General features: G+C 45.2%; 22 protein-coding genes. 6 read left to right on the plus strand and 16 right to left on the minus strand.

The genetic code is table 11. The annotated features are described in order from the left end of the window. Positions 1-404 precede the first annotated feature (404 nt). The 7 genes from L7E55_RS11420 to nth all read right to left on the minus strand — a co-directional run bounded on the left by L7E55_RS11420 (position 405) and on the right by nth (position 7,411). Complete coding sequence (locus L7E55_RS11420) at positions 405-947, minus strand: DedA family protein (protein ID WP_277444365.1); 543 nt, start codon at positions 945-947, stop codon at positions 405-407. A gap of 137 nt (positions 948-1,084) precedes the next feature. Continuing rightward, the gene (gene pfkA / locus L7E55_RS11425; protein ID WP_277444366.1) at positions 1,085-2,047 is read right to left on the minus strand and encodes a 6-phosphofructokinase; all 963 of its coding nucleotides are present in this window, start codon (positions 2,045-2,047) and stop codon (positions 1,085-1,087) included. A 69-nt stretch (positions 2,048-2,116) separates the two neighbouring features. Continuing rightward, positions 2,117-2,308, minus strand: a complete 192-nt coding sequence (locus L7E55_RS11430; protein WP_277444367.1) for a putative Se/S carrier-like protein — start codon at positions 2,306-2,308, stop codon at positions 2,117-2,119. Positions 2,309-2,431: 123 nt separating this feature from the next. Beyond that, positions 2,432-2,665 carry a trp RNA-binding attenuation protein MtrB gene (gene mtrB, locus L7E55_RS11435; RefSeq protein WP_277444368.1) on the minus strand — a complete coding sequence of 78 codons (234 nt, stop codon included), beginning with the start codon at positions 2,663-2,665 and terminating at the stop codon, positions 2,432-2,434. Between the two features lie 81 nt (positions 2,666-2,746). Continuing rightward, entirely contained in the window at positions 2,747-6,241 is a 3,495-nt protein-coding gene (locus L7E55_RS11440) for a DNA polymerase III subunit alpha (protein ID WP_277444369.1), read from the minus strand. A gap of 70 nt (positions 6,242-6,311) precedes the next feature. Continuing rightward, entirely contained in the window at positions 6,312-6,770 is a 459-nt protein-coding gene (gene trmL, locus L7E55_RS11445; RefSeq protein WP_277444370.1) for a tRNA (uridine(34)/cytosine(34)/5-carboxymethylaminomethyluridine(34)-2'-O)-methyltransferase TrmL, read from the minus strand. Continuing rightward, positions 6,761-7,411: an endonuclease III gene (nth, locus tag L7E55_RS11450; RefSeq protein ID WP_277444371.1), complete on the minus strand. Its 651-nt coding sequence runs from the start codon at positions 7,409-7,411 to the stop codon at positions 6,761-6,763. The genes trmL and nth overlap by 10 nt, the downstream gene beginning before the upstream one ends. 257 nt (positions 7,412-7,668) lie before the next feature. On the opposite strand from nth, the gene L7E55_RS11455 reads away from it, so the two are divergent. Together L7E55_RS11455 and L7E55_RS11460 are read left to right on the plus strand one after the other, a co-directional pair. Then, a complete protein-coding gene (locus L7E55_RS11455) occupies positions 7,669-8,400 on the plus strand; it encodes a DUF4912 domain-containing protein (protein ID WP_277444372.1) in 732 nt (243 codons plus the stop codon). Between the two features lie 49 nt (positions 8,401-8,449). Further along, complete coding sequence (locus L7E55_RS11460; RefSeq protein ID WP_277444373.1) at positions 8,450-10,066, plus strand: glycoside hydrolase family 57 protein; 1,617 nt, start codon at positions 8,450-8,452, stop codon at positions 10,064-10,066. Between the two features lie 100 nt (positions 10,067-10,166). On the opposite strand, the gene L7E55_RS11465 is transcribed toward L7E55_RS11460, so the two are convergent. The 3 genes from L7E55_RS11465 to L7E55_RS11475 form a co-directional block, all read right to left on the minus strand. Next, entirely contained in the window at positions 10,167-10,484 is a 318-nt protein-coding gene (locus L7E55_RS11465) for an Hpt domain-containing protein (protein ID WP_277444374.1), read from the minus strand. Positions 10,485-10,590: 106 nt separating this feature from the next. Beyond that, positions 10,591-11,562: an SIR2 family protein gene (locus L7E55_RS11470; protein WP_277444375.1), complete on the minus strand. Its 972-nt coding sequence runs from the start codon at positions 11,560-11,562 to the stop codon at positions 10,591-10,593. An 83-nt stretch (positions 11,563-11,645) separates the two neighbouring features. Beyond that, positions 11,646-13,052 (minus strand): PAS domain S-box protein, encoded by a 1,407-nt coding sequence (locus L7E55_RS11475; protein ID WP_338091217.1) that lies wholly within the window; start codon positions 13,050-13,052, stop codon positions 11,646-11,648. A gap of 195 nt (positions 13,053-13,247) precedes the next feature. Here L7E55_RS11475 and L7E55_RS11480 point away from each other — a divergent pair, with 195 nt between their 5' ends. The 3 genes from L7E55_RS11480 to acsA all read left to right on the plus strand — a co-directional run bounded on the left by L7E55_RS11480 (position 13,248) and on the right by acsA (position 17,682). Next, positions 13,248-15,002, plus strand: coding sequence for a sigma-54 interaction domain-containing protein (locus L7E55_RS11480; RefSeq protein ID WP_277444376.1), 1,755 nt, complete (start codon positions 13,248-13,250; stop codon positions 15,000-15,002). Between the two features lie 245 nt (positions 15,003-15,247). After that, a complete protein-coding gene (locus L7E55_RS11485; protein ID WP_277444377.1) occupies positions 15,248-15,862 on the plus strand; it encodes a GNAT family N-acetyltransferase in 615 nt (204 codons plus the stop codon). A 98-nt stretch (positions 15,863-15,960) separates the two neighbouring features. After that, the gene (gene acsA, locus L7E55_RS11490) at positions 15,961-17,682 is read left to right on the plus strand and encodes an acetate--CoA ligase (RefSeq protein WP_277444378.1); all 1,722 of its coding nucleotides are present in this window, start codon (positions 15,961-15,963) and stop codon (positions 17,680-17,682) included. A gap of 120 nt (positions 17,683-17,802) precedes the next feature. On the opposite strand, the gene L7E55_RS11495 is transcribed toward acsA, so the two are convergent. From L7E55_RS11495 to L7E55_RS11515, 5 genes are all read right to left on the minus strand, one after another. Then, on the minus strand, positions 17,803-18,717 hold the full coding sequence (locus L7E55_RS11495; protein WP_277444379.1) for a DHH family phosphoesterase: 915 nt from the start codon (positions 18,715-18,717) through the stop codon (positions 17,803-17,805). A 112-nt stretch (positions 18,718-18,829) separates the two neighbouring features. Then, positions 18,830-19,483: a DUF2953 domain-containing protein gene (locus L7E55_RS11500; protein WP_277444380.1), complete on the minus strand. Its 654-nt coding sequence runs from the start codon at positions 19,481-19,483 to the stop codon at positions 18,830-18,832. Between the two features lie 69 nt (positions 19,484-19,552). Then, positions 19,553-20,539, minus strand: a complete 987-nt coding sequence (gene trpS, locus L7E55_RS11505; protein ID WP_277444381.1) for a tryptophan--tRNA ligase — start codon at positions 20,537-20,539, stop codon at positions 19,553-19,555. A gap of 25 nt (positions 20,540-20,564) precedes the next feature. Further along, positions 20,565-21,197, minus strand: a complete 633-nt coding sequence (locus tag L7E55_RS11510) for a site-2 protease family protein (RefSeq protein ID WP_277444382.1) — start codon at positions 21,195-21,197, stop codon at positions 20,565-20,567. Beyond that, complete coding sequence (locus L7E55_RS11515; RefSeq protein WP_277444384.1) at positions 21,190-23,832, minus strand: CBS domain-containing protein; 2,643 nt, start codon at positions 23,830-23,832, stop codon at positions 21,190-21,192. The genes L7E55_RS11510 and L7E55_RS11515 overlap by 8 nt, the downstream gene beginning before the upstream one ends. A gap of 115 nt (positions 23,833-23,947) precedes the next feature. Here L7E55_RS11515 and L7E55_RS11520 point away from each other — a divergent pair, with 115 nt between their 5' ends. Beyond that, positions 23,948-24,196, plus strand: coding sequence for an ASKHA domain-containing protein (locus L7E55_RS11520; RefSeq protein WP_277444385.1), 249 nt, complete (start codon positions 23,948-23,950; stop codon positions 24,194-24,196). A 41-nt stretch (positions 24,197-24,237) separates the two neighbouring features. Here L7E55_RS11520 and lysA read toward each other — a convergent pair whose 3' ends face one another. Continuing rightward, entirely contained in the window at positions 24,238-25,548 is a 1,311-nt protein-coding gene (gene lysA / locus L7E55_RS11525) for a diaminopimelate decarboxylase (protein ID WP_277444386.1), read from the minus strand. Positions 25,549-25,676: the final 128 nt, after the last annotated feature.

Consider the following 25,676-nt stretch of genomic DNA (forward strand, 5'->3'; position numbering starts at 1 on the left):
TTCATCCAACATCATTTCATAATCTTTAGTTTATGTTAATTGTTAATCAAATATTTGACTGGTGATAAGATCCAGTATACAATAGAAAGCATAGATTAAGTAGAATTGGGGCTGGAATCAATGACTTATGAAGTATATAAACCTACGGCTGAAAAAGAATTCACTATCTCTATTTCAAAAAATCACTTCACCCTAAATAAAAAACTGGCTTTAAAAATGAATATGAGTCATGTCGAGTTATCGTATGATCCCTTAACTAAAACGATAAGAATAAGTCCTTCTACTAATAACAACGGACTAACTGTCAACAGAAATAAGATAGGCGCCAGAGGCTTTTTAAAGCATTTTAACATTCAGTGCAAGGGAAAATATCATATAACTATTGACGAAAACGAAAAGGCGCTTTATATACGTCTGTAATTTTTTTTAATGAATGGATAAAGTAAATATAAAACCAATATTACAAAACCAACTATAGAAAGCCTTGTATTTAAGTATCGGGCAATAATTTGATAATTATGGCCAAAAAACATACCGATCATTAAATATAAGAATCCCCACCCCAAAGCGAAGATGGAATTATAAAAGAGGAAATATACAATTCCAATTCGGCTAACACCCGCCATGTAAGGAGTAAGGTTGCTTAGTCCCGGGAGGAACCTGCCAAAGATAATAAACGCAGGCGCTGACCGGTCCAGCCAGCCCTGGGCTTGTTCGAATCTTTCAGGAGAAATCCGAAGATACTTGCCGCTACGCAAAAAAAATGGCTGCCCTAGTTTTCTGCCGATCAAATAAGCCGCTAATGAACCGGCAGTATAACCGAAAAGTAATGTTAAAAGAGCGCTTAAAAATTTCATGTTGCCCTGGTTGACCATAAAACCTGCAAGAACAACCATTATACCTCCAGGAAAAGGTACACCCATTGCTTCAATTACTACTCCAGCCAACAGACCTCCCAGACCTAGCGCCGACAGATACTCAACGATTAAATCCAACAAAAATATCCCTCCTCCAAGACATATTTATGATGCCCGGAAAAAGGACTTTTTTTCGTGAACTGATAATAAATCCTCTTGCGAAAATTTCACAGAGATAAAATATTGGCCAAGTGATACATCTCAACATCAATTGTTTTAGCCTGGGTCAAGGCATCATCAAGATTAACAGCCGCTATTTCCCCCTTACTCACGCCAACCATCATTTTGGTCGCCCCGTTCATCAACAGCTCTACTGCCCTCGCCCCAAGCCTGCTGGCTAGAATTCTATCCGCGGCCGATGGTGAACCGCCCCGCTGGAGATGCCCTAATATGGTTACTTTTGTATCAATCCCTGTACTTTCTTTTATTTTTCGCCCTACCTCCAAACCACCGGAAGCACCTTCAGCCACGACTATAATGCTATGCAATTTTCCCCTGCGAAATCCTCGCAAGAGCTTTTCGCAAATTTCATCATAACTAAAAGGACGCTCTGGAATCAAGATAGATTCGGCACCCCCGGCCAACCCGGCCGCAAGGGCAATAAAGCCGCTGTGGCGCCCCATCACTTCGATTATAAAGGCACGTTCGTGAGAAGTAGCGGTGTCCCGGATCTTGTTTATCGCCTCGATGGCGGTATTTACCGCTGTATCAAACCCAATAGTTTGATTCGTGCCTGGAATATCGTTGTCAATTGTTGCGGGAACACCTACGACCGGGAGATTGTGTTCAAGATAAAAAGACCTGGCGCCCCGGAAAGATCCGTCACCACCAATAACTATTAGTCCTTGAATGCCAAAGCGCTTAGTATTTTCATATGCTTTAGCCCGGCCCTCCGGAGTTAGAAACTGGTCTGAGCGGGCAGTACGTAAAATAGTTCCCCCTCTTTGAACAATGTCGGCAACCGAACTAAGATTCATCGGCTCCATGTCGGCCTCTATAAAACCGTTAAAACCACGCTTAATCCCAATAACTTCCAGGCCATGGTAAACAGCTTTGCGTACCACCGCCCTGATACATGCATTCATGCCCGGAGCGTCACCACCGCTTGTCAATAACGCCACTCTTTGCATTGAACTATACCTCCATATAGATGAATACTACTACGAATAGCGGTGCAAAATTACAGAATAAGATTTATTTTAAATGGAATTGATAATCTCCAGCGCCTCGTCAACTTCAGATTCAGGTACAAGGATTTCTATTGAACAAGTATTGCTGGCTTGCTGTGGTCCTATAGGCCTTAGTTTAACTAAAAAACCCTCTGCTGTTAAACGTTTCTCTAACTTCTCCGCCTCTTTTTTATTAGGCGCAATATATACCACTGTCCACACATCAAAGCCTCCTAACATTTTAGCCGTCATATGGTTAGTTTTTTCTACCCAGCCGGTCAGTATTCCTCTTTTTCTTTAAAAAAGATATATCCAGAGTATACACCCTGGATATATCTCGTTCAATCAATCACCCGAACTGATTCGGCCATGTCTGGTTAGCAATTCCACCCGGCCTCTTATTTTTATTGCCGAAGTATGCTCTGTAAACTGGGCGATCATAATTTCACCCTCGTCCAGTTTTTCCGAATGATGAAATTTGGTATCCTTACCCCTGGTTAAGCCAATAATAGTAACTCCATTATCGAGAGCTTTAATTACTACATATTCCCCGGTAACAGTACCCCAGATATCTTGCAAAAAAACCACTCCCCGAATTTCCTTTATTTGCAAAGCAATAATAGCATACGTTATTTAGTTTTGGCAAGTATACGTCTATCATTATAGTTCGAGAAGGCTGCGGAATTTTCTTTTTTTTCTTAACGGTGATCTTTCATCTACTGTTTGTTGATTATCCATTAAATCAGGATCATCTATTATTCTTCTGACTTCAACGCCAGTCTTACCGAGTAAATCCACCAGTTTTTTCACAACTGGTTTTGATAAATCAACCCAGTATTCTTCCCCACTTTGATATACTTTTTTTTCTTTCTCAAGATGGAAAAATACAGGGGATTTTCCTTTAAAACTGCTTAAAATCATCTGGACCTGATCCAGCAAAGAGGATGATGCGCTTTCTAGTTTAATATGCACTTCCCCACCCAGATGACTTTCAATAGTAGAAATATCTTCGCAGATTACCTTTACTTCTTCTCCGTTGCCACTGACTTTTCCCTTGATTAATACCGCTTCGTCCACTTTAATAATCAGTTTGTTTGATTCGTAAGGCCGCGGAAAAACCAGTACTTCAACCGTTCCGGTAAGATCCTCCAGGGTTAAAAAAGCCATCATATCCCCTTTGCGAGTATTGATTTTTTTAATACTAGCAATCATCCCACCTAAAATCACCTGACAATCATCGGGCAAATCGCTTATCTCAACCGTGGTAGCCGTAGTCAGCCGGTTTAATATTTCACGGTATTGTGATAACGGGTGGCCGCTGATATAAAGACCCAAGGTTTCCTTTTCCAACATCAACAATTGGCCTTTCGGGAATTCCGGAACTAAGGGAAGAGTAATACTAACCGATTCTTCAGCGCCGTCGCTGAAGAGATCCAATAGGGAAAGCTGCCCGTTTTCCCGGTCGCGTTGAGACTGCTGAGCCAAGCCCAGCCCTGCGTCCACCGCCGCCATCAACTGAGCCCGGCGGTGGCCGAGAGAATCAAAGGCCCCACATTTTATCAGGCTTTCAAGTACCCTTTTATTGATTACTTTTGTATCTAACCTCTGACAAAAGTTGGCGTATCCACTAAAAGGGCCTCCCTGTTCCCGGACCCGGATGATCGCCTCCACAGCGCCCGGACCGACATTTTTTAGCGCCGCCAGCCCGAAACGTATCTTCTTTCCGACGGGTGTAAAGCTTTCCCTGCTTTCATTAACATCAGGGGGTAACACTTCAATCCCCAGCCGGCGGCATTCCTCAATATATGCCGCGACCTTGTCCGTATTATCCTTGACCGAAGTAATTAACGCCGCCATGTACTGAACCGGATAATTCGCCTTCAAATAAGCGGTTTGGTAAGAAACCAAAGCATATGCCGCGCTGTGTGATTTATTAAAGCCATATCCCGCGAAATATTCCATCAGGTCGAAAACCTGGCCTGCTATATTCTTATCTACCCCGTTGTTCTCGGCTCCTTGAATAAACTGGGAACGCAAACCGGCAATAATCTCCGGCTTTTTTTTACCCATCGCCCTGCGTAAAAGATCCGCCTCGCCAAGACTGAAACCGGCCAAATCGCTAGCTATACGCATAACCTGTTCCTGATATAAAATTACGCCGTATGTGTCCTTTAAAACTGGTTCGAGTCTTGGATGAAGGTATTTCACTTTTGTCAAGCCATGCTTGTTTTTAATAAAATCGTCCACCATGCCGCTGCCCAGGGGGCCAGGACGGTACAACGCCACCAGCGCTACAATATCTTCAAATACTTCCGGCTTTAAATCTTTAAGTATTGCGCGCATACCGCTGCTTTCAAGCTGGAAAACGCCAGCCGTTTCGCCTTTGCAAAGCATATCATAAGTAGCCTGATCATCAAGCGGAATGAGATCAATGTCGATATTAATTCCGGTGCTCTCAAAAATCAGGCGCACCGCGTCACCAATCACCGTCAACGTCCTTAGCCCCAGCAGGTCCATTTTCAACAGGCCGAGCTCTTCAACCGTTTCTTTGGCAAACTGAGTCGTTACCGGACCATCGGACGTCTTGTATAAAGGAAGATAATGAGTAAGCGGATCCTGCGTAATCACCACGCCGGCCGCGTGGGTAGAAGCATGCCTCGGCATTCCTTCTAAAGCGGCGGCTGTATCAATTAGTTTTTTTACCTCCGGTTTTTGCTCATACAACTCTTTTAACTCAGATACTTCGTTAAGCGCTTTTTCAATGGTAACGTGCAGTTCCGCGGGAACCAATTTGGCCACCCTATCCACGTCGCCATAGGGCATGCTTAACGCCCGTCCCACATCTCTGACTGCCATCCGCGCGGCCATAGTGCCGAAAGTAATAATCTGCGCCACTCTATCAGCGCCGTATTTTTGCACTACATAATTAATAACCTCGCCCCGCCGCTCATAACAAAAGTCAATATCGATATCGGGCATGGATACTCTCTCAGGATTAAGGAAGCGTTCGAAAAGCAACCCGTATTTTAACGGGTCAATATTGGTTATGCCCAGACTGTACGCCACCAGGCTGCCGGCAGCGGAGCCGCGGCCAGGTCCCACCGGTATCCCCTTTTGCCTGGCAAAATGGATAAAATCCCAGACAATCAAGAAATAGGCCGGGTATCCCATCTGTTTTATCACACCAAGCTCATAATCCAGGCGCTTTTTTATTTCTTCACTCAGCTCACCAAAAACCCTGCGGGCGCCACGGTAACAAAGCTCCTCCAGATAGGTTTCCGTTGTGTACCCCTGTGGCACCGCGTAATGAGGCAAAAAGTATTTGCCGAAGTCCATCTCAACATTGCAGCGTTCGGCAATTTCCAGCGTATTCCGCAAAGCTTGGGGAATTTCACCGAAAAGAAGGTTCATCTCTTCAGGGCTTTTTAAGTAGAGTTCTTCCGATTGAAACTTCATCCGGCCCGGGTCATCGATACTTTTACCGGTTTGGATGGCCATCAGCACATCCTGGCTCTCGGCGTCTTCACGCCTGATGTAATGTACATCGTTGGTAACTACCAGGGGGATATCCATCTCTTTGTGAATACGCAACAGTTCCTTGTTGGCGGTCCTCTGCTCTTCGAACCCATGGTCCTGAAGCTCCAGGTAATAATTATCCGGGCCAAAGATTTCCCGGTAAAAACCGGCCGCCTGTCTGGCCTTTTCATTCTCCCCGGCCAGGATTTTGGCGGCCACCTCTCCGGCGATACAGCCGCTCAAAGCGATTAGCCCTTTGCTGTAGCGGGCTAGTGATTCCTTGTCCACTCTTGGCTTATAATAAAAACCTTTGGTAAACCCCAGGGAAACAAGATTCAATAAGTTATGATAGCCCTCTTGATTTTTAGCGAGAAGGACTAAATGGTTGTAGCTGTCATCAACACGCGGTGTGCGGTCGCTCATGGTACGCGGCGCGACATAGACCTCGCAGCCCAGGACGGGCTTGATTTCAGCCTTTTGGCACGCTTTGTAAAAATCCATCACACCGTACATCACCCCGTGATCGGTGATAGCCAGGGCAGGCATTCCCATCTCCTTGGCCTTTGCCACAGCCCCCTTGATCCGGGCCGCGCCGTCTAACAAACTATATTCCGAATGAAGATGCAAATGGATAAACAAATCTAACCGTCATCTCTTTCTTTTTATTCTGACTACTGACTACTGAATACTGAATACTGACTTACTGCTATTACTTTAATCCTTTAAAGCCCTGCTGTCTCAGCGCCTCGTACAACACCACCGCCACTGAGTTGCCAAGGTTGAGTGATCTTGCTTCACTTATCATCGGAATGCGAATTTGACTTTCCGGGTAAGCGTTGAGAATTTCGGCGGAAAGTCCCTTTGTTTCCTTGCCGAAGATCAGCACGGAATCCGGCACAAAAGAGACTTCGGTATAAAAACGTGGAGCCTTCGTAGTAGCCAGGTAGAACCTCCGGTCACGGCAACTGGCGGTAAACTCCTCAAAACTGTCGTAATAAAAGATATCTACCAGATGCCAGTAATCCAGACCAGCGCGTTTTAAGTATTTGTCTTCTGTCGAAAACCCTAACGGACGAACAAGATGTAATGCAGTCCCCGTCGCAGCGCATGTCCGCGCTATATTGCCTGTGTTTGCCGGTATTTCCGGCTCCACCAGTACTATGTGCAAGAGTGCCTGTCCTCCTTTGGCTGATATTCACAAAATTCTACTAAATGACAATTGCCGCAAGCCGGTCTCCTTGCTAAGCAGACTTTTCGCCCGTGAGCAATCAAACGATGGTGTGCCGCCATACGCTGATGGGGCGGAATATGTCCAGCCAGTTCTTCCTCCACTTTTCTGGGATTGCTTGCCCTTGATAATCCCAAGCGGTGAGCTATACGGTGGACATGGGTGTCTACTGGTAGTGCGCTACTCCCATAGATCACACCTGATACAACACCGGCGGTTTTACTCCCTACTCCGGGGAGCGATTCAAGTTCGCTTCTGTTTCGCGGCACTGTGCCACCGTAACGTTTTACCAGTTCACGGGAAGCTTCTATGATATACTTGCTTTTATTGCGGTATAATCCGCATCCTTTGATTTCCTCCGCGAGATCCTCTTGAGACAACGCCGCGAATTCCTGAGGAGTATTATATTTTTTGAACAGCCTGGCGGTAACCCGGTTTACCTGTTTGTCAGCACATTGGGCTGATAAAATAGCGGCAACCATTAGCTCAAAAGGCGTTTTATAAATCAAAGCGGTACCCGCGTCAGGATAAACTGTTGCCAGGATATTCAATATCTTGCCTATTTTTTCTTTCTTATTCATCGGACAAACCTTTATCATCAAAATATTATCTTAAGATTCCACCCTATTTTATTTCGCCAATAAATGTCCGTGAGCTGAAAAATCTACAACAAATGCCACTTCCAATGCTAAACTGTAATTTAAAAATTATTTTTAACTTAAATATCGTAAATAAACCCTTTTCGTCCGGGCAATAATAAAAAAAGCTTTTAGGTTAATTTTATAATGTTACAAAGCTTTTGCAAGGCTTATTATTTTAAATGGGGGGACAAAAATCCATGAGTGTTTTGTTTCCATGGCTTTTTTGGGTTTTGATACTGGTGGCGGCGGTTGTTTTTTTATGGCCATTAAGACGCACGCGCACCGCCAATAAAAATGAATACGAAAACCTATCACCTCCTTTGTTTAATGAGGAGTTTTCTGAAGAGTTGAATCCGCCGGCTGCATTATCTTCGCATCAGCTTCAGCGCCCACCAGAACCTGAACTGCCTCATTGTTACGGAATTGACCGGATGGTTCTTCTAGCACGTGACCCGCACTGGCTTTTTGCCTATTGGGAAATCACTGCAACCAAACAAGACGAATTTACAAATAATTACGGGCCTGAAGCATGGTCGGCAACCCATCCGGTTTTAAGAATATATGATATCACAGGCATCGACTTCAACGGTAAAAATGCGCTCGGTTATACAGACATCCATATAAGTGAGAGCGCCGACAATTGGTATGTTCAGGTAGGGAAACCAGACCGTTCATTCTGCGTGGATCTAGGCAGGATGTTCCCGGACGGCCGTTTTATAACTTTATTGAGGTCCAACGCTGTTACAACTCCACGGGCTTCACTTTCTGATCGTCTGGACGAAGAATGGATGTGGATTGAAGGTTTGTACCGTACCATTGGCAAGTTCCAATTCGGTACCAGTTCGCCGATGATTATTGAAGAACTCGCCATGCGTTCAGCTGCTTTACCCCTTGGCATAAGTTCACCAGGCCTTAACAATGACAAATAGAAAATGATGTTAATTTTGAACACTTTTAAATTCTGAAAGGAGCAAGTTAATGCCTAAAGGTTATCTATGTTTAGTATTGCACGCGCACCTGCCGTTTGTACGCCACCCTGAACATGAAAATTTTTTAGAAGAAAAATGGCTTTACGAAGCTATTACAGAAACATATATTCCATTAATTCATGTTTTTGAACGCCTAATTGAAGATAATGTAAAGTTCCGGGTGACACTTACCCTCTCTCCACCTCTGCTCTCAATGTTTACGGACCCGCTCCTTCAGGAGCGCTATGTCCGTCATCTGGCAAAACTTATCGAACTGGCGGATAAAGAGGAAGGCCGCACATACGGAAGCCCGTTTCATGAAACTGCGTTAATGTATAAAAAACGTTTCCAGGAAGCTATGTTCACTTTTTGTGATCGTTATAACCGCAACCTGGTTACTGCCTTCAAAGACTTTCAAGACAAAGGAAGAATTGAACTTATCACCTGTGCAGCCACGCACGGCTATTTGCCATTTATGATGCTTTATCCAGAGGCGATCAAAGGCCAGATAAAAACTGCCGTTGACTTGCATACCCGCCATCTGGGCAAGCCGCCGGCAGGGATTTGGCTGCCGGAGTGCGCTTATGCTCCCGGTGTTGATGAAATATTAAAAGAATGCGGCCTAAAGTTCTTCTTCACCGACTCTCACGGAGTGCTTTATGCTTCACACAGGCCGCGTTTTGGCATTTTCGCGCCGATATATTGTCCATCCGGGGTAGCTGCCTTTGGTAGAGATATTGAATCTTCTAAACAGGTTTGGAGCACCCAGGAAGGTTATCCCGGCGACTATGACTACCGCGAGTTCTACCGGGATATTGGCTACGATCTTGGTCTTGACTATATCGGACCTTATATCCATCCAGACGGGATTAGAATTCACACCGGAATTAAATATCACAAAATCACAGGCAAGGTGGATTTAAGTCAAAAACAGCCTTATAATCCCAGGCAGGCCGATGAAAAAGCAGCTTTACACGCGGGTAATTTTATGTTTAACCGTCAACATCAAATATACTATCTTGCAAATTTGATGGATCGGCCGCCTATCATTGTAGCGCCATATGACGCAGAGCTTTTTGGACACTGGTGGTTTGAGGGGCCGAAATGGCTTGATTACCTCATTCGTAAAATAGCCTTTGATCAGGATGTCGTTGAAATGGCAACTCCAAGTGACTACCTGCAGAATTTTCCTTGCAATCAGGTTGCCACACCTTGTTCATCGAGTTGGGGCAATAAAGGCTATCACGAGGTTTGGCTGTGTGGCGCCAATGATTGGATTTACCGTCACTTGCATATCGCGGCTGAAAGGATGACATCACTTGCCAATAAATACAGTAACGCCAGAGGGTTGCACCGGCGGGCATTAAATCAGGCGGCACGTGAATTCCTTCTAGCGCAGAGCAGCGATTGGGCTTTTATAATGAGTACCGGCACTATGGTTGAATATGCCGTTAAACGCACAAAATATCACTTGTTGAATTTCTTTCAGCTACAAAAAGAAATTCAGGGCAACTGTATTAACGAAGACAATTTACAATACCTGGAGTATAAAAATAATATATTTCCAGACATTGATTATAACTGGTATGCCAATAGAACCGAGCTTCCCAAAGCTGCTTCATTATAAAAACCCCATTAAAAGGGGTTTTTTTAATAATGGTAATACCAAAGCCTAATTCAAAGAGCGAGTGAGCCCGAAGATAAGTATCAAAGGTCGCCAAAATAGTTTAATCCATGTAAACAACTTCCACTCTATCAAGGTAAACCATCAATTTATTGATTAAATTATGTATTTCCACCTTATTCTTATCTTTTGCCGCTTGTTCGATGGAGGCGCCTAAATCAGTGATAGTGTCGAAACCGTAGCCACCTCCGACTCCTTTCATACTATGACCTAAAATCCGGATAGTTTCATAATCGCCCTTTTCCAAAGCATCCAGCACTAATTTGCAATCTTTTTGCCTATTTTCCAGAAAGTCTGGTACAATATCAGCAAGATCTCTATCCACATGCGCAATAATTTTTTGTCCAGGTTCGTTATTCATGGTTTCTGACTTCCTTTCAAATCAACTATCAATAATTATTCAATCTACTTACTTAATATATAATTTTTCTATTGGTTTGTCCCTGTAACTTCAGATATAGGTAATTTCACACTTGCTCTCCAGTAAATTTTTGACACAATACCCGGCAGTTTTCCCCAAAGATTTTCCTGTACCGGCTACACGCCTGTTCACTTGGGTTAATCACTATTATTTCACGATTTTTATTTATTGTGTTAAGTGCTCTCTTGACAGTTGCAATTATTGATGTGTCCGCCGGAGCAAGTGAATACCCTACAAAAATCAACCGGTCTGACAAACTTATGGACTTGCCCGCGCAATCCCAAACATTCTGCAATCTGCTGATATTATAAGATTTATAAAGAGTAGGAGCTATAATAATTGCCTGAGAGCTATCGCTCCCACAGTTCAGGCAAGTAATTGAATATTTATCTTTAAAGAGGAGGTGCGCAACTTTTTCATTATGTTCGGATATTTCTCCGCAAAGCGGACAAAATGACCAGTTCAGAGATCCGTGTAATTTATAAAGGGGAATTTTCTTGCAACAATCCATATGATTTAGATGGTTGCCATAGAAACCATATTCCAGTTCATAACCGGTGGAACGGATGGCATTATCTAAAACAATATCGTAATTCAAAGATATAAAAGTTGGAATATCTTCCCCACCCCTGATAACTTCGGACACAAAAGCTTGATGCATACCGTTATATGAAGGAAGTGACTTGTCAAGCGTCATGCTGATCAATTTTACCAAAGCCGTTTTCAATTCATGCAATCGTGGCCTCGGGAATCTGATCGAAAATGCCTGGTTTTGCAGCAAAGACCAATCAACAATATTGAATGTTTCTTCTAATCCCGGAAACTTCTCAAGCTCATTAGAATGGTTTATTGTTGTCTCGTGGCCATAGAAATGCTCAAGAAACTCCCAAACGATATCCAGCTCAGTACTATAATGCTCTTCCTTAAAAAACTGATAAGCTATTTTTAAAAAATCACGCAGCACCGGCGCACCTTCCGCTGCCGACGCTCCCGCTCCAAATATGTATACAGTTTTCACAAAAAATCTCCTAAAATAATAATATTATTATAAGCTAAAATTGCCGAATTTGCGTTACTGAGGTATAATCATTCTCGTTTTATTCACATCTTAAACCTGACAAAAAAGGTTGTGCCGCAAAGGCTGGTTTCAAAATTAATGGTGGCGTTATGCCGGCTGGCGATACTGAAACAAACCGCAAGACCCAACCCTGTCCCATAGTCCTTTGTAGTAAGGAAAGGGGTTCCTATTTTATCCAGAATATCCGTTTTTATCCCACCGCCCTGATCCTGTACGGCGAAGACAACCTCATCTCCATCCCTGAATGTTTTAATCGTCAACTTACCGCCGGGAGACATTGCTTCGAATCCGTTACGCACAAGGTTGAGGATCAACTGGCGTATTTCCTTTTCGTTCAGCGCAATATCAGGCACTTCCGAAGTCTCTATTTCAATATTTTTATCTGTAATCATACCGTCAGCTTCGATTAAAGGGAATAAAGCCTGGATAATATGGTTAATGTTTTGTGGCTTTAATTCAACCGTCTTATTTTTTGCCAAGGAGAGAAACTCTGTTATAATTGTATTTGTCCTGTCCAGTTCTGATATCATTAAATTAAAATATTTTTTATACTTACTGCAATCCTGTTTTCCTTCAAGCATTTGTAAAAATCCGCGCACAGTGGTCATCGGATTCCTAATTTCGTGGCCGATGCCGGCAGCCATTTCTCCTACCAGGTTCAACCGGTCCAGACGGGCCATTTCTTTTTCGAACTGTTTTCGTTCAGTGATGTCACGAATGAATATACTTGTTTTATAATGACCATTTTTATCTTTAAATATGGCACTGGAAATCTCACCGGTAAATATAGCGCCATTTTTACGCTTCAAAGTAAGCTCACCTTTAAATTTCCCCGTACGGTTCCACTCTTTCAACACGGCGTAATAACTTGGATCGGTTGTATCGATAATACAATCTATACCGGACTGACAGAGCTCATCTTCTGTTCTTTCAAAAATACGACACGCTTCAGGATTGGCAGCATAAACGCCTCCACCAGGATCGGCGAGCAGGACTGCATCAATACTGTTATTAAACAACAGACAATAACGTTCTTCACTTTCCCGCAGCGTCTCCTCTGCTTTCTTCCGTTCTGTTATATCAACAATCGTACCAACCATACGCAGCGGCTTACCGTAATTATCCCTCGCTATAACCTCCCCCCGATCAATTATCCACTTCCACTCGCCTGATCCGGCCAACAGCCGGTGTTCGTTTTCTAAACGCGTTGTATGTCCCTCCAAATGTTCATTAAATGCTTTCATCACGGCAGGCTTATCATCGGGGTGAATCATTTTCTTCCACATGCTGATATGCATTTCATTTTGCTTCAAAGAGTAACCAAGCATCTCAGCACAGCGAGGACTGTAATAAATCTCCCCTGTACAACTGATCCCGAGTGAACAACTATTTGTTATATTTGCTATTTTAGAAATGTTTAGAAAGTTTATTTAGACAAAATCTAATAGTTATCCTTCGGAAATATTGTCGAATATTGCCTGTGTATAAAAAATTTATCATACTATGGTTTAATATAATATAATAATCAAATTTAAAATGTTTATTGTTAATAATTTCAATAAAATTAGAACAACTATGCAGGATTTTTCATGCTATTGCAGAATACATATTTAGAGGTGGACCTAATGCAAGGAAAATTTATTCATGATACTTTTAAAGAAATTCTTAATACAATCAATGATGCCGTAATTGCGATAAATAAGACTTCTACGGTAATTGTTTTTAACAATGAAGCGGAAAAGATTACCGGCTTAAAGGCAGCCAATATGTTAGGCAAGCCGTTATCTAATATTGTCTGTGTCCCATCCCCGCAAGTATTACAGACAGTACTGGAAACGGGCAGCCCCTCGCTTAATCAACAATTACTAATTGGAAATCTTACCGCTGTCGCAAACTATATCCCGCTGATAGACCGGCAGGGAAAAACTACCGGCGCGGCAGCTATTATTACTGATGTCACCTCATTAAGCAATCTTGAGAGACAGGTTATTGAATTAAAAGAAACCAGATCCCTGCTGGAAGCCATCCTGTACGCAACTGAAGACGCAATAACAGTGGTCAACGAAAAAGGAAACGGTATTTTAATCAACCCCGCCTACACAAAAATCACCGGCCTCACTGAAGCGGACGTCATCAATAAACCTGCCTCGGTAGCGGTGACTGAAGGGGAAAGCATGCATTTGAAGGTGCTGCAAACAAGGCAACTGGTTCGCGGCGTCAGGCTTAAAATGGGTCCCGCGAAAAAAGAAGTCGTGGTAAACGTAGCCCCAATAATTATGGACGGAATACTCCGGGGAAGCGTCGGGGTAATACATGATATTTCAGAAATAATGCACCTGTCGGAGGAATTGGCTAATGTCAAAAAACTAATCAGGCATTTGCAGGCTAAATACACTTTTGACGACATAATTGGTGAAAGTGAGCCGATTAAGGCAGCCATAGCCCAGGCCAGGCACGCTTCCGACACTCCCGCTACCGTGCTTTTACGGGGAGAAAGCGGAACCGGGAAAGAATTATTCGCCCATGCCATTCATAATGTCAGCGGCAGGAGCAAGGGGCCTTTTGTCAGGGTCAATTGCGTGGCGATTGCCGAGTCATTGTTGGAAAGCGAGTTGTTCGGATACGAAGAAGGGGCTTTCACCGGAGCCACCCGGGGCGGTAAAAAGGGTTACTTTGAGGATGCAAGCGACGGCACAATTTTCCTTGATGAAATTGGTGATATTAACCTCGCTTTGCAGGCAAAACTTCTCAGAGTTTTACAAGAAAAAGAGATAATCAGGGTAGGCGGCACCAGGCCGATACCTGTGAACGTACGGGTAATCGCCGCCACCAACGCTAATCTGGAACAAAGGATCAGCGAAGGCACTTTCCGTGAAGATTTGTATTACCGGCTCAACGTTGTTCCGATTTTCGTGCCGCCGCTCAGGGTCCGAAAAGATGATATACCTTTATTAACCGCCCACCTGGTTAAAAAACTTGAACACGAATACAAACGAAAAATTTCTAAAATATCCCCGGCTGTTTTTAAAATATTTATGAATTACGATTGGCCGGGCAATATTAGAGAACTCGAAAACTTTATAGGCAGAACAATTATAAAAATGGATAAAAACGAGGAAATTATCCAAACGCGACATGTTCCTGAATTCCTTATTAAAAGATCTACAACGCAACTTTATAACACAATCAGCCGTTTTCCCAAACCGGCAACAGAAGGCCGCCAGGAAGAAAACCTCAGCAACATTTTGGATATGACCGAAAAAAACATTCTGCTGGAAACCCTGCAAAAGACTAACGGCAACAAAACAAAAGCCGCCAATTTGCTAGGTATTGCCGTCAGGAGTTTGTATTACAAAATGGAAAAACACGGGCTGGCTTAAACATCATTAAACAAGCGCCAAACAAACACCGCTTCGTATTGACCTTAAATAATTTCATGCGTGAGTTGATTGATTTACATCTGTCTGCAAATATTGCAGGCAGATTTTTTCACTTTTCAAGCTACCATTAACATACAAAAGGGCAAAGATCCCCTGAACACATGATTTTTTCTTCTCTGATATTAATGGCATAGATATTGCATTAAGATCACCTGGGACATGAGGATCCAGGGAGGGGACGCAATATGTACAAGTTCCTTGAATTGAACAACCTTGATTCCACTTATTTTAAAACCGTCATCGAATGTTGCAGGGAAGTATTTAACTATTCTATTAAGGAAATTAATTCTCTGATCAGCAAACTTCAGGCCAATGAAAACGAACAGGTTAGAGCGCACATTATCTACGCGGACTGTTTGGGAGAACTGGTCGGATTCGCTATATTCTACTATTTTCCCAAAAATCAGGTTGGATTTATTGAAGCACTGGTCGTACTGGAGAACTATCGCAATCAGGGCATCGGCTCGCAACTGTACGGGCATATGATGGATTTATTAAAGAAGCTATACCCGCAATGCGCCGGGCATGTTCTGGAAATTTGCCGGCAAAAAGAAAATTACCAAAAAAGAAAATCCTTCTTTCTTAAACAGGGCTGCATTCCCATTGCGCTCGATTTCTTTACAATGGACCCGGTGGTAAGCAAATCGGGAATCAATATACTTTACCATCCATACCGGCTAAATCAAACATTTTCACTTAAGACTATGGAAGATATATTCCGCGAGATGGCAATAAACCTGGTGCACACAATCACAGTGCCTTTCCGTTTCCGGCAACGGGCCAGGAAACGACTGGGTTAAACGTCCTTACCCGGTAATACGAAAACTTAAGGCCGCCAGGAGGTGAGCTTTTACGGCCTTTTAAAATAAAACACATCAACAAATTGGAGGGAAATAAGTTGGAACAATATGAAGTACTGCCGCCGTCACCAGGCAAACACAATATGGACAATTATGATGAATACTGCAAGAATTTTACCTGGGAAAGCGTTGAAAAAGAATTTAGCTGGTATACTACCGGCAAAGTGAACATTGCCTACGAGGCCATTGACCGCATGGTGGACGAAAAGGGTAAAGGCAATGATCCCGCAATCCTTTATAGCGATACCGAGAAAGAAGTTACTGTTACCTTTGCCGACATGAAAGAGCAGAGCGCTAAGTTTGCTAATGTCTTGACCAAGCTAGGAATCAAAAAAGGTGACCGCGTGTTCCTGTTTATCCCCAGGAGCCCGGAAATGCTGATTTCTTTCGCCGGCATCGTAAAAGCGGGCGCTATTGCCGGACCGCTCTTCGAAGCCTTTATGGAAGAGGCCGTCAAAGACCGCCTGGTAGACAGTGAGGCTGTGGCCATTGTCACCACCGCCGGACAAAAAAGCAGGATTAAAAAAGACGAAATTCCCAGCTTGAAGCACGTCATCGTTATCGGAGACGAGGAAGCCAACCTGGCGCCTTACGAACTTTCTTACGAAAAATTAATGGCTGAGGCTTCCGCAGATTTCACACCGGTATGGTTGACCAAAGACGACCCAATGTTCCTGCTTTACACTTCCGGTTCTACCGGAAAGCCCAAAGGCGTTCTGCACACCCACGAAATTATGACCGGCATTTACCATACTATGAGAATCTCCCAGGACGTTCAAGATGGCGATGTATTCTGGTGCACCGCCGACCCGGGCTGGATCACCGGTGTTTCATATTCCGTTTGGGGCCCCTGGCTGGTAGGCAAAGCTACGATCATCAGAGGCGGCCGCTTTAGCGCTGATGACTGGTATGCCACCCTGGAAAAATACGGCGTTACTAACTGGTACAGCGCTCCCACCGCCTTTAGAATGTTGGCTGCCGCCGGTGACGATGCTGTTAAAAAATATAACCTGAAATTAAGACACATTACCAGCGTGGGCGAGCCCTTAAATCCGGAAGTGATTATGTGGGCTATGAAGGTCTTCAACGTGCGCATCCACGAAACCTTCTTCATGACTGAAACCGGCGTCAATATGATTTGCTGCTATCCTTGCGCGCCAATCCGGGTTGGCTCGATGTTCAAAGCAATCCCGGGCGTGGAAGCCGCCATTACCGATGACGACGGGAACGTCCTGCCGCCGCTACAAATGGGCAACCTGTCCTTGAAAAAAGGCTGGCCGGGCATGATGAAAGAAATCTGGAAAAATCCTGAAAAGTATAACGAGTACTTCAAAAACGAACCATGGTATATCTCAGGCGACCAGGCTTATATGGACGCGGACGGATATATCTGGTTCCAGGGCAGAAACGACGACGTTATTAAAACCGCCGGCGAAAGAGTCGGCCCCTTCGAAGTGGAAAGCAAATTGGTTGAACACCCGGCAGTGGCCGAGGCCGGCGTTATCGGCAAGCCGGATGAGGTCCGCGGTAATATCATCAAGGCGTTTATCGCATTGGCTCCTGGTTATACCTGGAGCGACGAGCTTGATAAAGAACTCAAGCAATTCGTTAAATTAGGTCTGGCCGCTCACGCCGCTCCTAAAGAAATCGAAGTACGGGACAAGCTGCCGAAAACCCGCAGCGGTAAGATCATGCGCCGGGTTCTAAAAGCTCAGGAAATGGGGCTGCCGGTCGGCGATTTGTCCACAATGGATGATTAACGTTTAAGAAACAGAAAATAATGATTTAACTAGCAATCCCGTACCACTTTGATAGTGATACGGGATCTCTTTTTGAATCATTATGGGATTGATCAAGTGGACATAAAAGCAAAGTATATATCACCCATCATTTTTCATGCTTGCAATAAGTTCATTCATCACTCTATCGGCCTCTTCATATACCACCTGGCAAGTTCCCACCATCTTATGACCGCCTCCGCCGTACTTTAACATCAACGAACCGACGTCTGTTTTGGAACTCCTGTTGATGATGCTGCGGCCAACGGCAAAAACACAGTTTTGTTTATTCTTTCCGTCAATGACCCAGACTGAAATGTTTTGCTCCGGGAAAAGAACATAGATCATAAACCTGTTGCCGCTGTATATCGGATCGACACCCCGCAGGTCTGTGATAATCACGTTGCCGTCTGTAGTGGTATGCTTTTTTATCATATCCTTGAACAATTCGTTTTGTTCGTTGTATTGTTTGATTCTTTCCTGCACGTCAGGCACTTTGAGAATCTCATCAATAGACATTTTCCGGCAATACTCGATCATGTCGTCCATGAGCTGGTAATTGCTTATATTGTAATCCCTAAAACGGCCAAGGCCCGTGCGCGGGTCCATAATAAAAGAGAGCAATACCCAACCTTTTGGATTTAATATTTCATCAGAGGTAAACTGACCGGAATCCGATTTGTCGACGGCAGCCATCATTTCATCCAGGTGCCCGAACTTTTCCTTACCGCCGTAATAATCGTAGATCACTCTGGCCGCGCTAGGCGCGGGGCGGCTATCTCCCTTGTACTTGTTTTTTAATTCAAGTCTTTCATCCTCGCTGGAGTGGTGATCAAACCACAAACCACATCCTTCAACAAAAGGCACGTTGGCCAGCACATCGTTTTCGGTTACTTTGATAATGCCGTCTTGGATATCCTTCGGGTGGACAAATGCCCTGTCATCAATAATACCGGCCGCTTTTAAAAGAACCGCGCAAGCTAACCCGTCGAAATCGGAGCGAGTCAAAAGCCTCATATAATTCATCACCTCAGCGTAATATTTTATTTTAAAATTCTGCAAAAAGAAAATACTTCCTTTAAGGTGAGGTGACTTTTTTAAAATATAAGTAAAAACCCATGTCTATATTTCACGTGTTTTCGCTAATTTTATTTTTATGTTTAGCTATAAAATATTTGATACCTATAATAAATAGATGACCAAGCCTTACCTCAAAAGCACAGTCCAACACAGTGTTAAAGCAAGCTTCATCGAAACGGGGCCGCACTTCCACCACCGGTGTCGCCCCGCCGGGAGAAAGAATACGGCAAAACGCCGTTAATACTATTCCTTTCAACCCCCAGACCGCCCCCGTCAGCAAACCGGTCTGAGAGGAATCGCCTGCCCCTATTTCCGTATGCCAAGTAAGCCGGCATAAACGTACTTTTTTCAACAATCCCAAAATGTATTTACCATACAAACGCATCATATTAACAATACCGGATGCAGTGCGCATAAACTTTGGCAGTGAAATTACATTCTCCCTCTTATCCAGCACATCTCCGTCTTTTTGTTCAACCTTCGTTTTTGTCATTATCGCCGGCCAGCGCTTTTTCTTTTCAATTTTTATTTCAGGAAGCTCAAAAGTATAATGGATCAACCCACGCCATGCGGAAACCCCCACAGCAAACTGATCATCCCTTCCCCGTCTCGAATAACTCACCTGCACCCTGACAACGGTCAGCAAAAGAAAAAGCAGAAGAAGGGCTAATAACATCAAGAAAACAAGGGAAACCTTGCTCACCTGACCCCACCTCTGCATTATTTTTCCACAACGTCCCTGGTCTATGCAAAAAATACTTAATTCTAAAAACTATTCGTTAAACACAACCTCCCGCACCTCTTTCATGGTCTCAACAGCCTTGGCTTTGGCCTTCCGCGCTCCTTCGGCGAGAATCTCATCGACATAACCCGGCCGTTTTAATATCTCCGCCCGCCGCTCTCTAATGGGAGCCATTACCTCCTCGATGCTTGCGGCGAGCAATTTTTTACAAGCTACGCAACCAGTCCTGCCGCCTCGGCATTCATCTTCCAAGCCAGCCAGCTTGTCTGCCGCGTAAATACTGTGATACTCATGGACAATACATACTTCCGGGTGGCCCGGGTCGGTCTTGCGAATTCGGGCCGGGTCGGTAATCATGGCGTTAACCCTTTCTTTTATTAAATCCGGCTCTGCGCCTAGCGCAATATCGTTATGATAGCTCTTGCTCATTTTGCGGCCGTCGATGCCCGGCAGCAACGGCACCCTGGCCACAAGACCTTGCGGTTCGGGAAATACCGGACGGTACAGGTAATTAAACCGGCGGGCTACTTCACGGCACAACTCCAGGTGTGGCAACTGATCCTCCCCAACCGGCACCGCGTCAGCTTTATACAATAGAATATCCGCCGCCTGGAGCAATGGGTATCCGAGAAAGCCGTAAGTATTGATGTCCTTTCCCTGTTCTTTCAGCTGCTGCACCTGGTCCTTAAAAGTCGGCACCCGCTCCAGCCAGGATAAAGGTGTAATCATGGAAAAAATCAAGTGCAGTTCAGCGTGCTCCAGTATATCAGACTGGACAAAAATCACGCTTTTTTCCGGATCCAGCCCCACAGCCAGCCAGTCCGTCACCATCTCTCTTATGTTTTTCCTCATGGACGAGTTATCTTCAAATGACGTGCTGAGAGCATGCCAGTCTGCAACAAAATAATAGCAATCATATTCGCTCTGCAACCTGGCCCAATTTTCCAAAACATACAGGTGGCCAAGGTGCAGCTTGCCCGTTGGACGCATACCACTGACAATAATTCCTTTCGACATTGTTACCTCTCCCTTCTCTTTCACATCACATCACCAGGCGGGAAACAGCTCTCGCCAGCGCGCCTAACAAACTATAAATCGGGTTAACTAAAATCTTAAATACAATACCAATCAACCCGGTAAAAACAAGTAATATCAATACTATCGACCCATATTGCTCAAGCTGGTACAACCACTCCTGCCGTCCCGGCAAAATGCCGGCCAGGATCTTTGAACCATCCAGCGGCGGGATCGGAATTATATTAAATACCGCCAAAACCACGTTGATTTGAATCATATACTGCATAATCTCTCTGAAATAAGGCAGGTTCAAACCAACCAGGGCACCGAAAACAATTGCTGAAATGACGGCCAGCAGCATATTCATCACCGGGCCGGCCAGGGCTACCAGCAACATGCCCTGTCTTTGATCAACCTTTAAATTATAGGGATTTACGGGCACCGGTTTGGCCCAGCCAAAACCCGCGAAAAACAAAAGAAGCAGACCAATCGGATCTATATGAGCCACCGGGTTGATCGTGAGGCGCCCCTGATAACGGGCGGTCCGGTCACCAAGCCGGTCGGCCGTCCAACCGTGGGCATACTCATGGAAGGTCAAACCTAAAACAATAGCCGGCAGCATCAAAGCTATATCATTTAGACTGGGGAAATTAAACATTATCTTTCGCTCCTTCGAAATTTACAAGGTACTTCTTGACGTAATTCATCTCTTCCTGCCTGTTACAGATTACTCCATCCAGGCGAGCCTGCCACAGCGCTTCCATTGCCCTTTTATATTGTTTCCCCGGCTCATACCCAAGCAGCCGCAAGTCCTTTCCATTAATTTGAGGTTTATTGTAAAAAACAGCGTTAAGCACATGCCGAAAACGTTTTTTTACCGAATTGCCGGTGAGATAACATAATATCAATGGGTAAATCTCCCCGGGTACCGATTTCACCTGTCTGGCCAGTTCACTCATGGTAACTCCAAAAGGTTCTTGCAGTTTTTTCAAAATACTGCGCCAACCACCCAGCGCGGCCGCTACTTTATTCGTCTGGCGCTTGCTTAAATGGTAACGCCGGCAAACCTCGGACGCTACGGTCCAGTCCGAAAAATGCAGCACCGCCAGAAAGTAAATCATCCATATCTCACTAGGTTCTACTACATTCCAATAGCGCAGGGTTCTCAATGACCGCGTGATTTTATCGAGAACCGGCCGTACCTTTTCGGGTTCTACTCCCGGAAATAAAGACGGCCACAGCTGAAGCTCCATAAAGCGGGCTAGCACCAGTCCAGGCCTCGGTTCCAGAAAGACATGTTTTAGTTCTTCCCAAATTCGCTCCGTGGAAACCCTGGCCAGCATATTATTGTGCATTGCTTCCCTCGCCAGTTTAAGCGTATGTGACTCCAGGCTCATATAATAGCGCTGCTCAAATCTCACCGCCCGTAATATACGCACGGGATCTTCCACGAAGCTCAAATTGTGCAACACCCGGATAAGACCGCGCTCCAGATCTTCCCTGCCGCCAAAGTAGTCAACTACATCACCGAAGCTTTCTTTATTAATCGAAACTGCCATCGCATTGATGGTAAAGTCACGGCGGTACAGATCCTGATGCAATGATGAAGCCTCCACTTGGGGCATAGCCGCCGGGTATTGATAAAATTCAGTCCTTGATGTGGTTACGTCTACCTGCCTGCCGTCAGGAAACAATATTTTTGCCGTCCCGAACTGATTATGTTCACGCAACCGCCCCTGATGCTCTTTGCTAATGGCCCGCGCCAGTTCAATACCGTCCCCTTCCACAACCAAATCAATATCCAGGCACTCTATGCCCAGCAGCAGGTCGCGGACTATTCCACCGGCGGCGTATACCTTGGCTCCCATAGACAGGGCTTTTTCACCCGCCCATTTTAATATCTCCATATAATCAGCCGGCAGGTTATGGTACATTAATTCCTGTATATTCACAGGTGACATTACTTGAACGCGCCCCGTCTTAACCATCCGGAAACGGCTTGGTTCACCGCCGCCATGGAGAGTGCGCAGAACATCCGAGCGGGTAACGATCCCCACTAACTTCCCATCTTCGATCACCGGAAGCCGGCCGATATCATACTCAATCATTAAGTCACGCACTACCGAAGCCGGCGCTTGCGGACCGACTGACACCAGTTTACTGGTCATAAACGCCTTAACTGGGGCGTGCCCCAGACCATGATGAGCCGCTTTTTCCACATCGCGACGGGAGATGATTCCTACCATGCGGCCGTTTTCTACTACCGGCAAGCCGGTATGACCGTAGCGCAGCATAACTTTTTCCGCTTCATTAATAACCGTTTCAGGTGTAATTGTCTTGACCGGGCTGTTCATAATAGCTGACGCTGTAACCGGCGGCCTTACTTTTAAATGGATAGCATCCAATAGCTTACCGGTCACGTCTTCCACACTAGCTTTTTTTATTGAGGCCGAAGCTGCGGCGTTATGGCCCCGGCCGCCTAGGATGCCCAGTATTTCTCTAACATTTACTTCCGGCACACTGCTCCGGGCGACTATATGGACCCGGTCATCCATCTCCACCACGGTAAAAACCGCGTCCGGCCGGTCAAATTCAGCAAGTTTATGGGTTAAGGCGGCGAGTCCGCCAACAAATTCATCAACATTCCCTTTGGCGATTAATAATTTCATCCCGTTGACTTGAATATGTTCCGCCGAAGATAGCAGATCTCTCAAGAGTATGCGCTGGTCAACAGTAAACGGCCGGTCTAGGAATTCCGCCACAACAGCCAGGTTCGCGCCGTTAGAGAGCAAGTAGGCTACCGCGTCCGCGTCTCTGGCTGTTGTGCCGGAATAGACCAGTGAACCGGTATCCTGGTAAATACCAAGAGCGAGTATAGTCGCTTCCAGCGGTGTAATCTCCAGTCCCCGCTCCCTAATCTTTTCCACCAGCAAGGTGGTTGCGGCCCCGACCATTTCCACCACTTCGACCGTACCCGATACGTCACCGGCTTCTCTCGGGTGGTGATCGTAAATATGTATTTCAACACCCGGCTTCTTAAGAATAACAGCCATATTGGCCAGCCTTCCGGGAGACTTGGTATCCACCAGAACCAACCGCTCAACCAGAACCGGCTTTATATCCCTGGCCGATTTTATGTCAAGGGCATCTTTATGTAAAGCCATAAAAGCTTCAACGCTTCGGGAAAGATTCCCGGGAAAGACCATAACGGCGTCTGGGTAAAGCTTCCTGGCGGCAACCATCGACGCTAATGCGTCCAGGTCGGTATTAATATGAGTGGTAATTATCTCCACACTTACCCTCCGCTGCAATAAATTGCCCCAGACTAAATAACATGACTAATATTATATCATACTCCAGGTTTCAAAAAAAGCGACCCGCGGCCACTGACGCCGGTGGATATTCTCCATGCAAGGCCTCCGCTTTGTTCCAATGACTGCCAATTGTTTATCACAGCTGGTAAAAGGAGTTATAGTAGCGGGCATCAAGACTTTACTGGCACGGGTGGCGCTGAGGGAGGAAGACATCGGAAGAGTATATCTGGCCGGAGCTTTCGGAACCTATGTGCGCCCGCGGGATTTGATACGCCTTGGCTTTAGCCGGCGCGATGGCGGTTTTATTGTCCGGAGCTATGTGCCAGCGTGCGGAAGAGGTTAGCTGTGGCCCTTCCATGTGGGACCACTGCGATAATACTTTATCTATCTTAGCCTTTCGGGTATCAAGTCATGTGAGACCAGATCCTCATAACTTTCCCGCCGGGTGATTAACTCAGCGCCGCCTCCCCTCACCAGCACCATTGCCGGCCGCGGTAAGCGGTTGTAATTCATGGCCATGGAATAGTTGTACGCGCCCGTGCAAGATACAGCCAGAATGTCACCCGTTTCGGCAGAAGGCAGTTCAATATCCCATATTAACATGTCCCCTGATTCACAACATTTACCTGCCACCGACACTAGTTCCGACGGTTGCTGCTTGACTTTACCTGCCAGACAGGCCTCATACCTGGCCTGGTACAAAGCCAGACGGGGATTGTCACCCATTCCACCGTCCACTGCCAGGTACTTGCGTATTCCGGGAATATCTTTTATTGCGCCAACAGTATACAAGGTTGTCCCGGCCGGACCACTAATCGAACGGCCAGGTTCAACTATTATCTTGGGTGCCGGGAAATTATATTCAGCCGCTTTTTCCAGCACAGCTTTCATTGTTACCGCGGCATAATCCTTTACCGGGCGCGGTTGATCGCCTTCCACATAATAAACTCCAAGACCGCCTCCCAAGTCCAGCACTTTTACATGGCAGCCGGTTTCCTCAAAAACTTTATTGGCGAATGCCATCATTACTTCAACTGTGTGGGAATAAGATTCCAGCTCGAAGATTTGAGATCCGATATGGCAGTGTAAACCTTTAAAATCGATCTTTTTTAACTCCAAAGCACGCTTGACCGCAGCCATCGCCTGTCCGTTCTCAATTACCAGCCCAAATTTGGAGTCGATTTGGCCTGTCCTGATGTAGCTATGAGTGTGCGCCTCTATTCCGGGCGTCACCCTGAGAATCACCGTGGCTTTTTTACCGGCTTTTTCAGCCAGACTGTTCAATAACTCCAGTTCGCATAAATTGTCCACCATAAAAAAGCCTACTTCCGCTTCCAAAGCCATAGCTAATTCTGCGTAAGACTTGTTATTGCCGTGAAAATAAATGCGTTCAGCCGGAAAACCAGCTTTAAGCGCGGTAAATAATTCCCCCCCTGATACAACGTCAAGGCCAAGACCTTCCTCTTCCACCATCCGGCAAACGGCAAGATTTAATAGGGTTTTTCCAGCGTAAATAACCTCAGCCCCATAACTTTGTGTGAAAGAGTGATAATAATCACGACAACTCTCCCGAAAGCACATTTCATCCAAAACATAAAGAGGCGTACCGAATTCCCTGGCCAAGTCGAGTGAATCACAGCCACCTATTTCAAGATGTCCTTTTTCATTAACCCGCATGGTGCCATTCAGCTTCATATCAACCTCCAGATAAACAAAAGCGGCCCTGGTGTAAATGCCGTAAGGCCGCATTTTCTTCCATTAACTAAATAACTATAAAATCTAGTAGTCAATATTTATAAATTCTTTAGACAATAAAAGTTCTT

This window comes from Pelotomaculum isophthalicicum JI (assembly GCF_029478095.1).
GTDB classification, from domain to species: domain Bacteria; phylum Bacillota; class Desulfotomaculia; order Desulfotomaculales; family Pelotomaculaceae; genus Pelotomaculum_D; species Pelotomaculum_D isophthalicicum.

Bases quoted from the DNA above. Each gene is read 5' to 3' on its own strand.
- L7E55_RS11465 (WP_277444374.1), bottom strand. From the start codon at position 10,484: ATGAATAACGAACCTGGACAAAAAATTATTGCGCATGTGGATAGAGAT.
- L7E55_RS11485 (WP_277444377.1), top strand. From the start codon at position 15,248: ATGTACAAGTTCCTTGAATTGAACAACCTTGATTCCACTTATTTTAAA.
- lysA (WP_277444386.1), bottom strand. From the start codon at position 25,548: ATGAAGCTGAATGGCACCATGCGGGTTAATGAAAAAGGACATCTTGAA.
- L7E55_RS11495 (WP_277444379.1), bottom strand. From the start codon at position 18,717: ATGAGGCTTTTGACTCGCTCCGATTTCGACGGGTTAGCTTGCGCGGTT.
- nth (WP_277444371.1), bottom strand. From the start codon at position 7,411: ATGAATAAGAAAGAAAAAATAGGCAAGATATTGAATATCCTGGCAACA.
- L7E55_RS11510 (WP_277444382.1), bottom strand. From the start codon at position 21,197: ATGTTTAATTTCCCCAGTCTAAATGATATAGCTTTGATGCTGCCGGCT.
- L7E55_RS11460 (WP_277444373.1), top strand. From the start codon at position 8,450: ATGCCTAAAGGTTATCTATGTTTAGTATTGCACGCGCACCTGCCGTTT.
- pfkA (WP_277444366.1), bottom strand. From the start codon at position 2,047: ATGCAAAGAGTGGCGTTATTGACAAGCGGTGGTGACGCTCCGGGCATG.
- L7E55_RS11520 (WP_277444385.1), top strand. From the start codon at position 23,948: ATGCAAGGCCTCCGCTTTGTTCCAATGACTGCCAATTGTTTATCACAG.
- L7E55_RS11480 (WP_277444376.1), top strand. From the start codon at position 13,248: ATGCAAGGAAAATTTATTCATGATACTTTTAAAGAAATTCTTAATACA.
- trpS (WP_277444381.1), bottom strand. From the start codon at position 20,539: ATGTCGAAAGGAATTATTGTCAGTGGTATGCGTCCAACGGGCAAGCTG.
- L7E55_RS11455 (WP_277444372.1), top strand. From the start codon at position 7,669: ATGAGTGTTTTGTTTCCATGGCTTTTTTGGGTTTTGATACTGGTGGCG.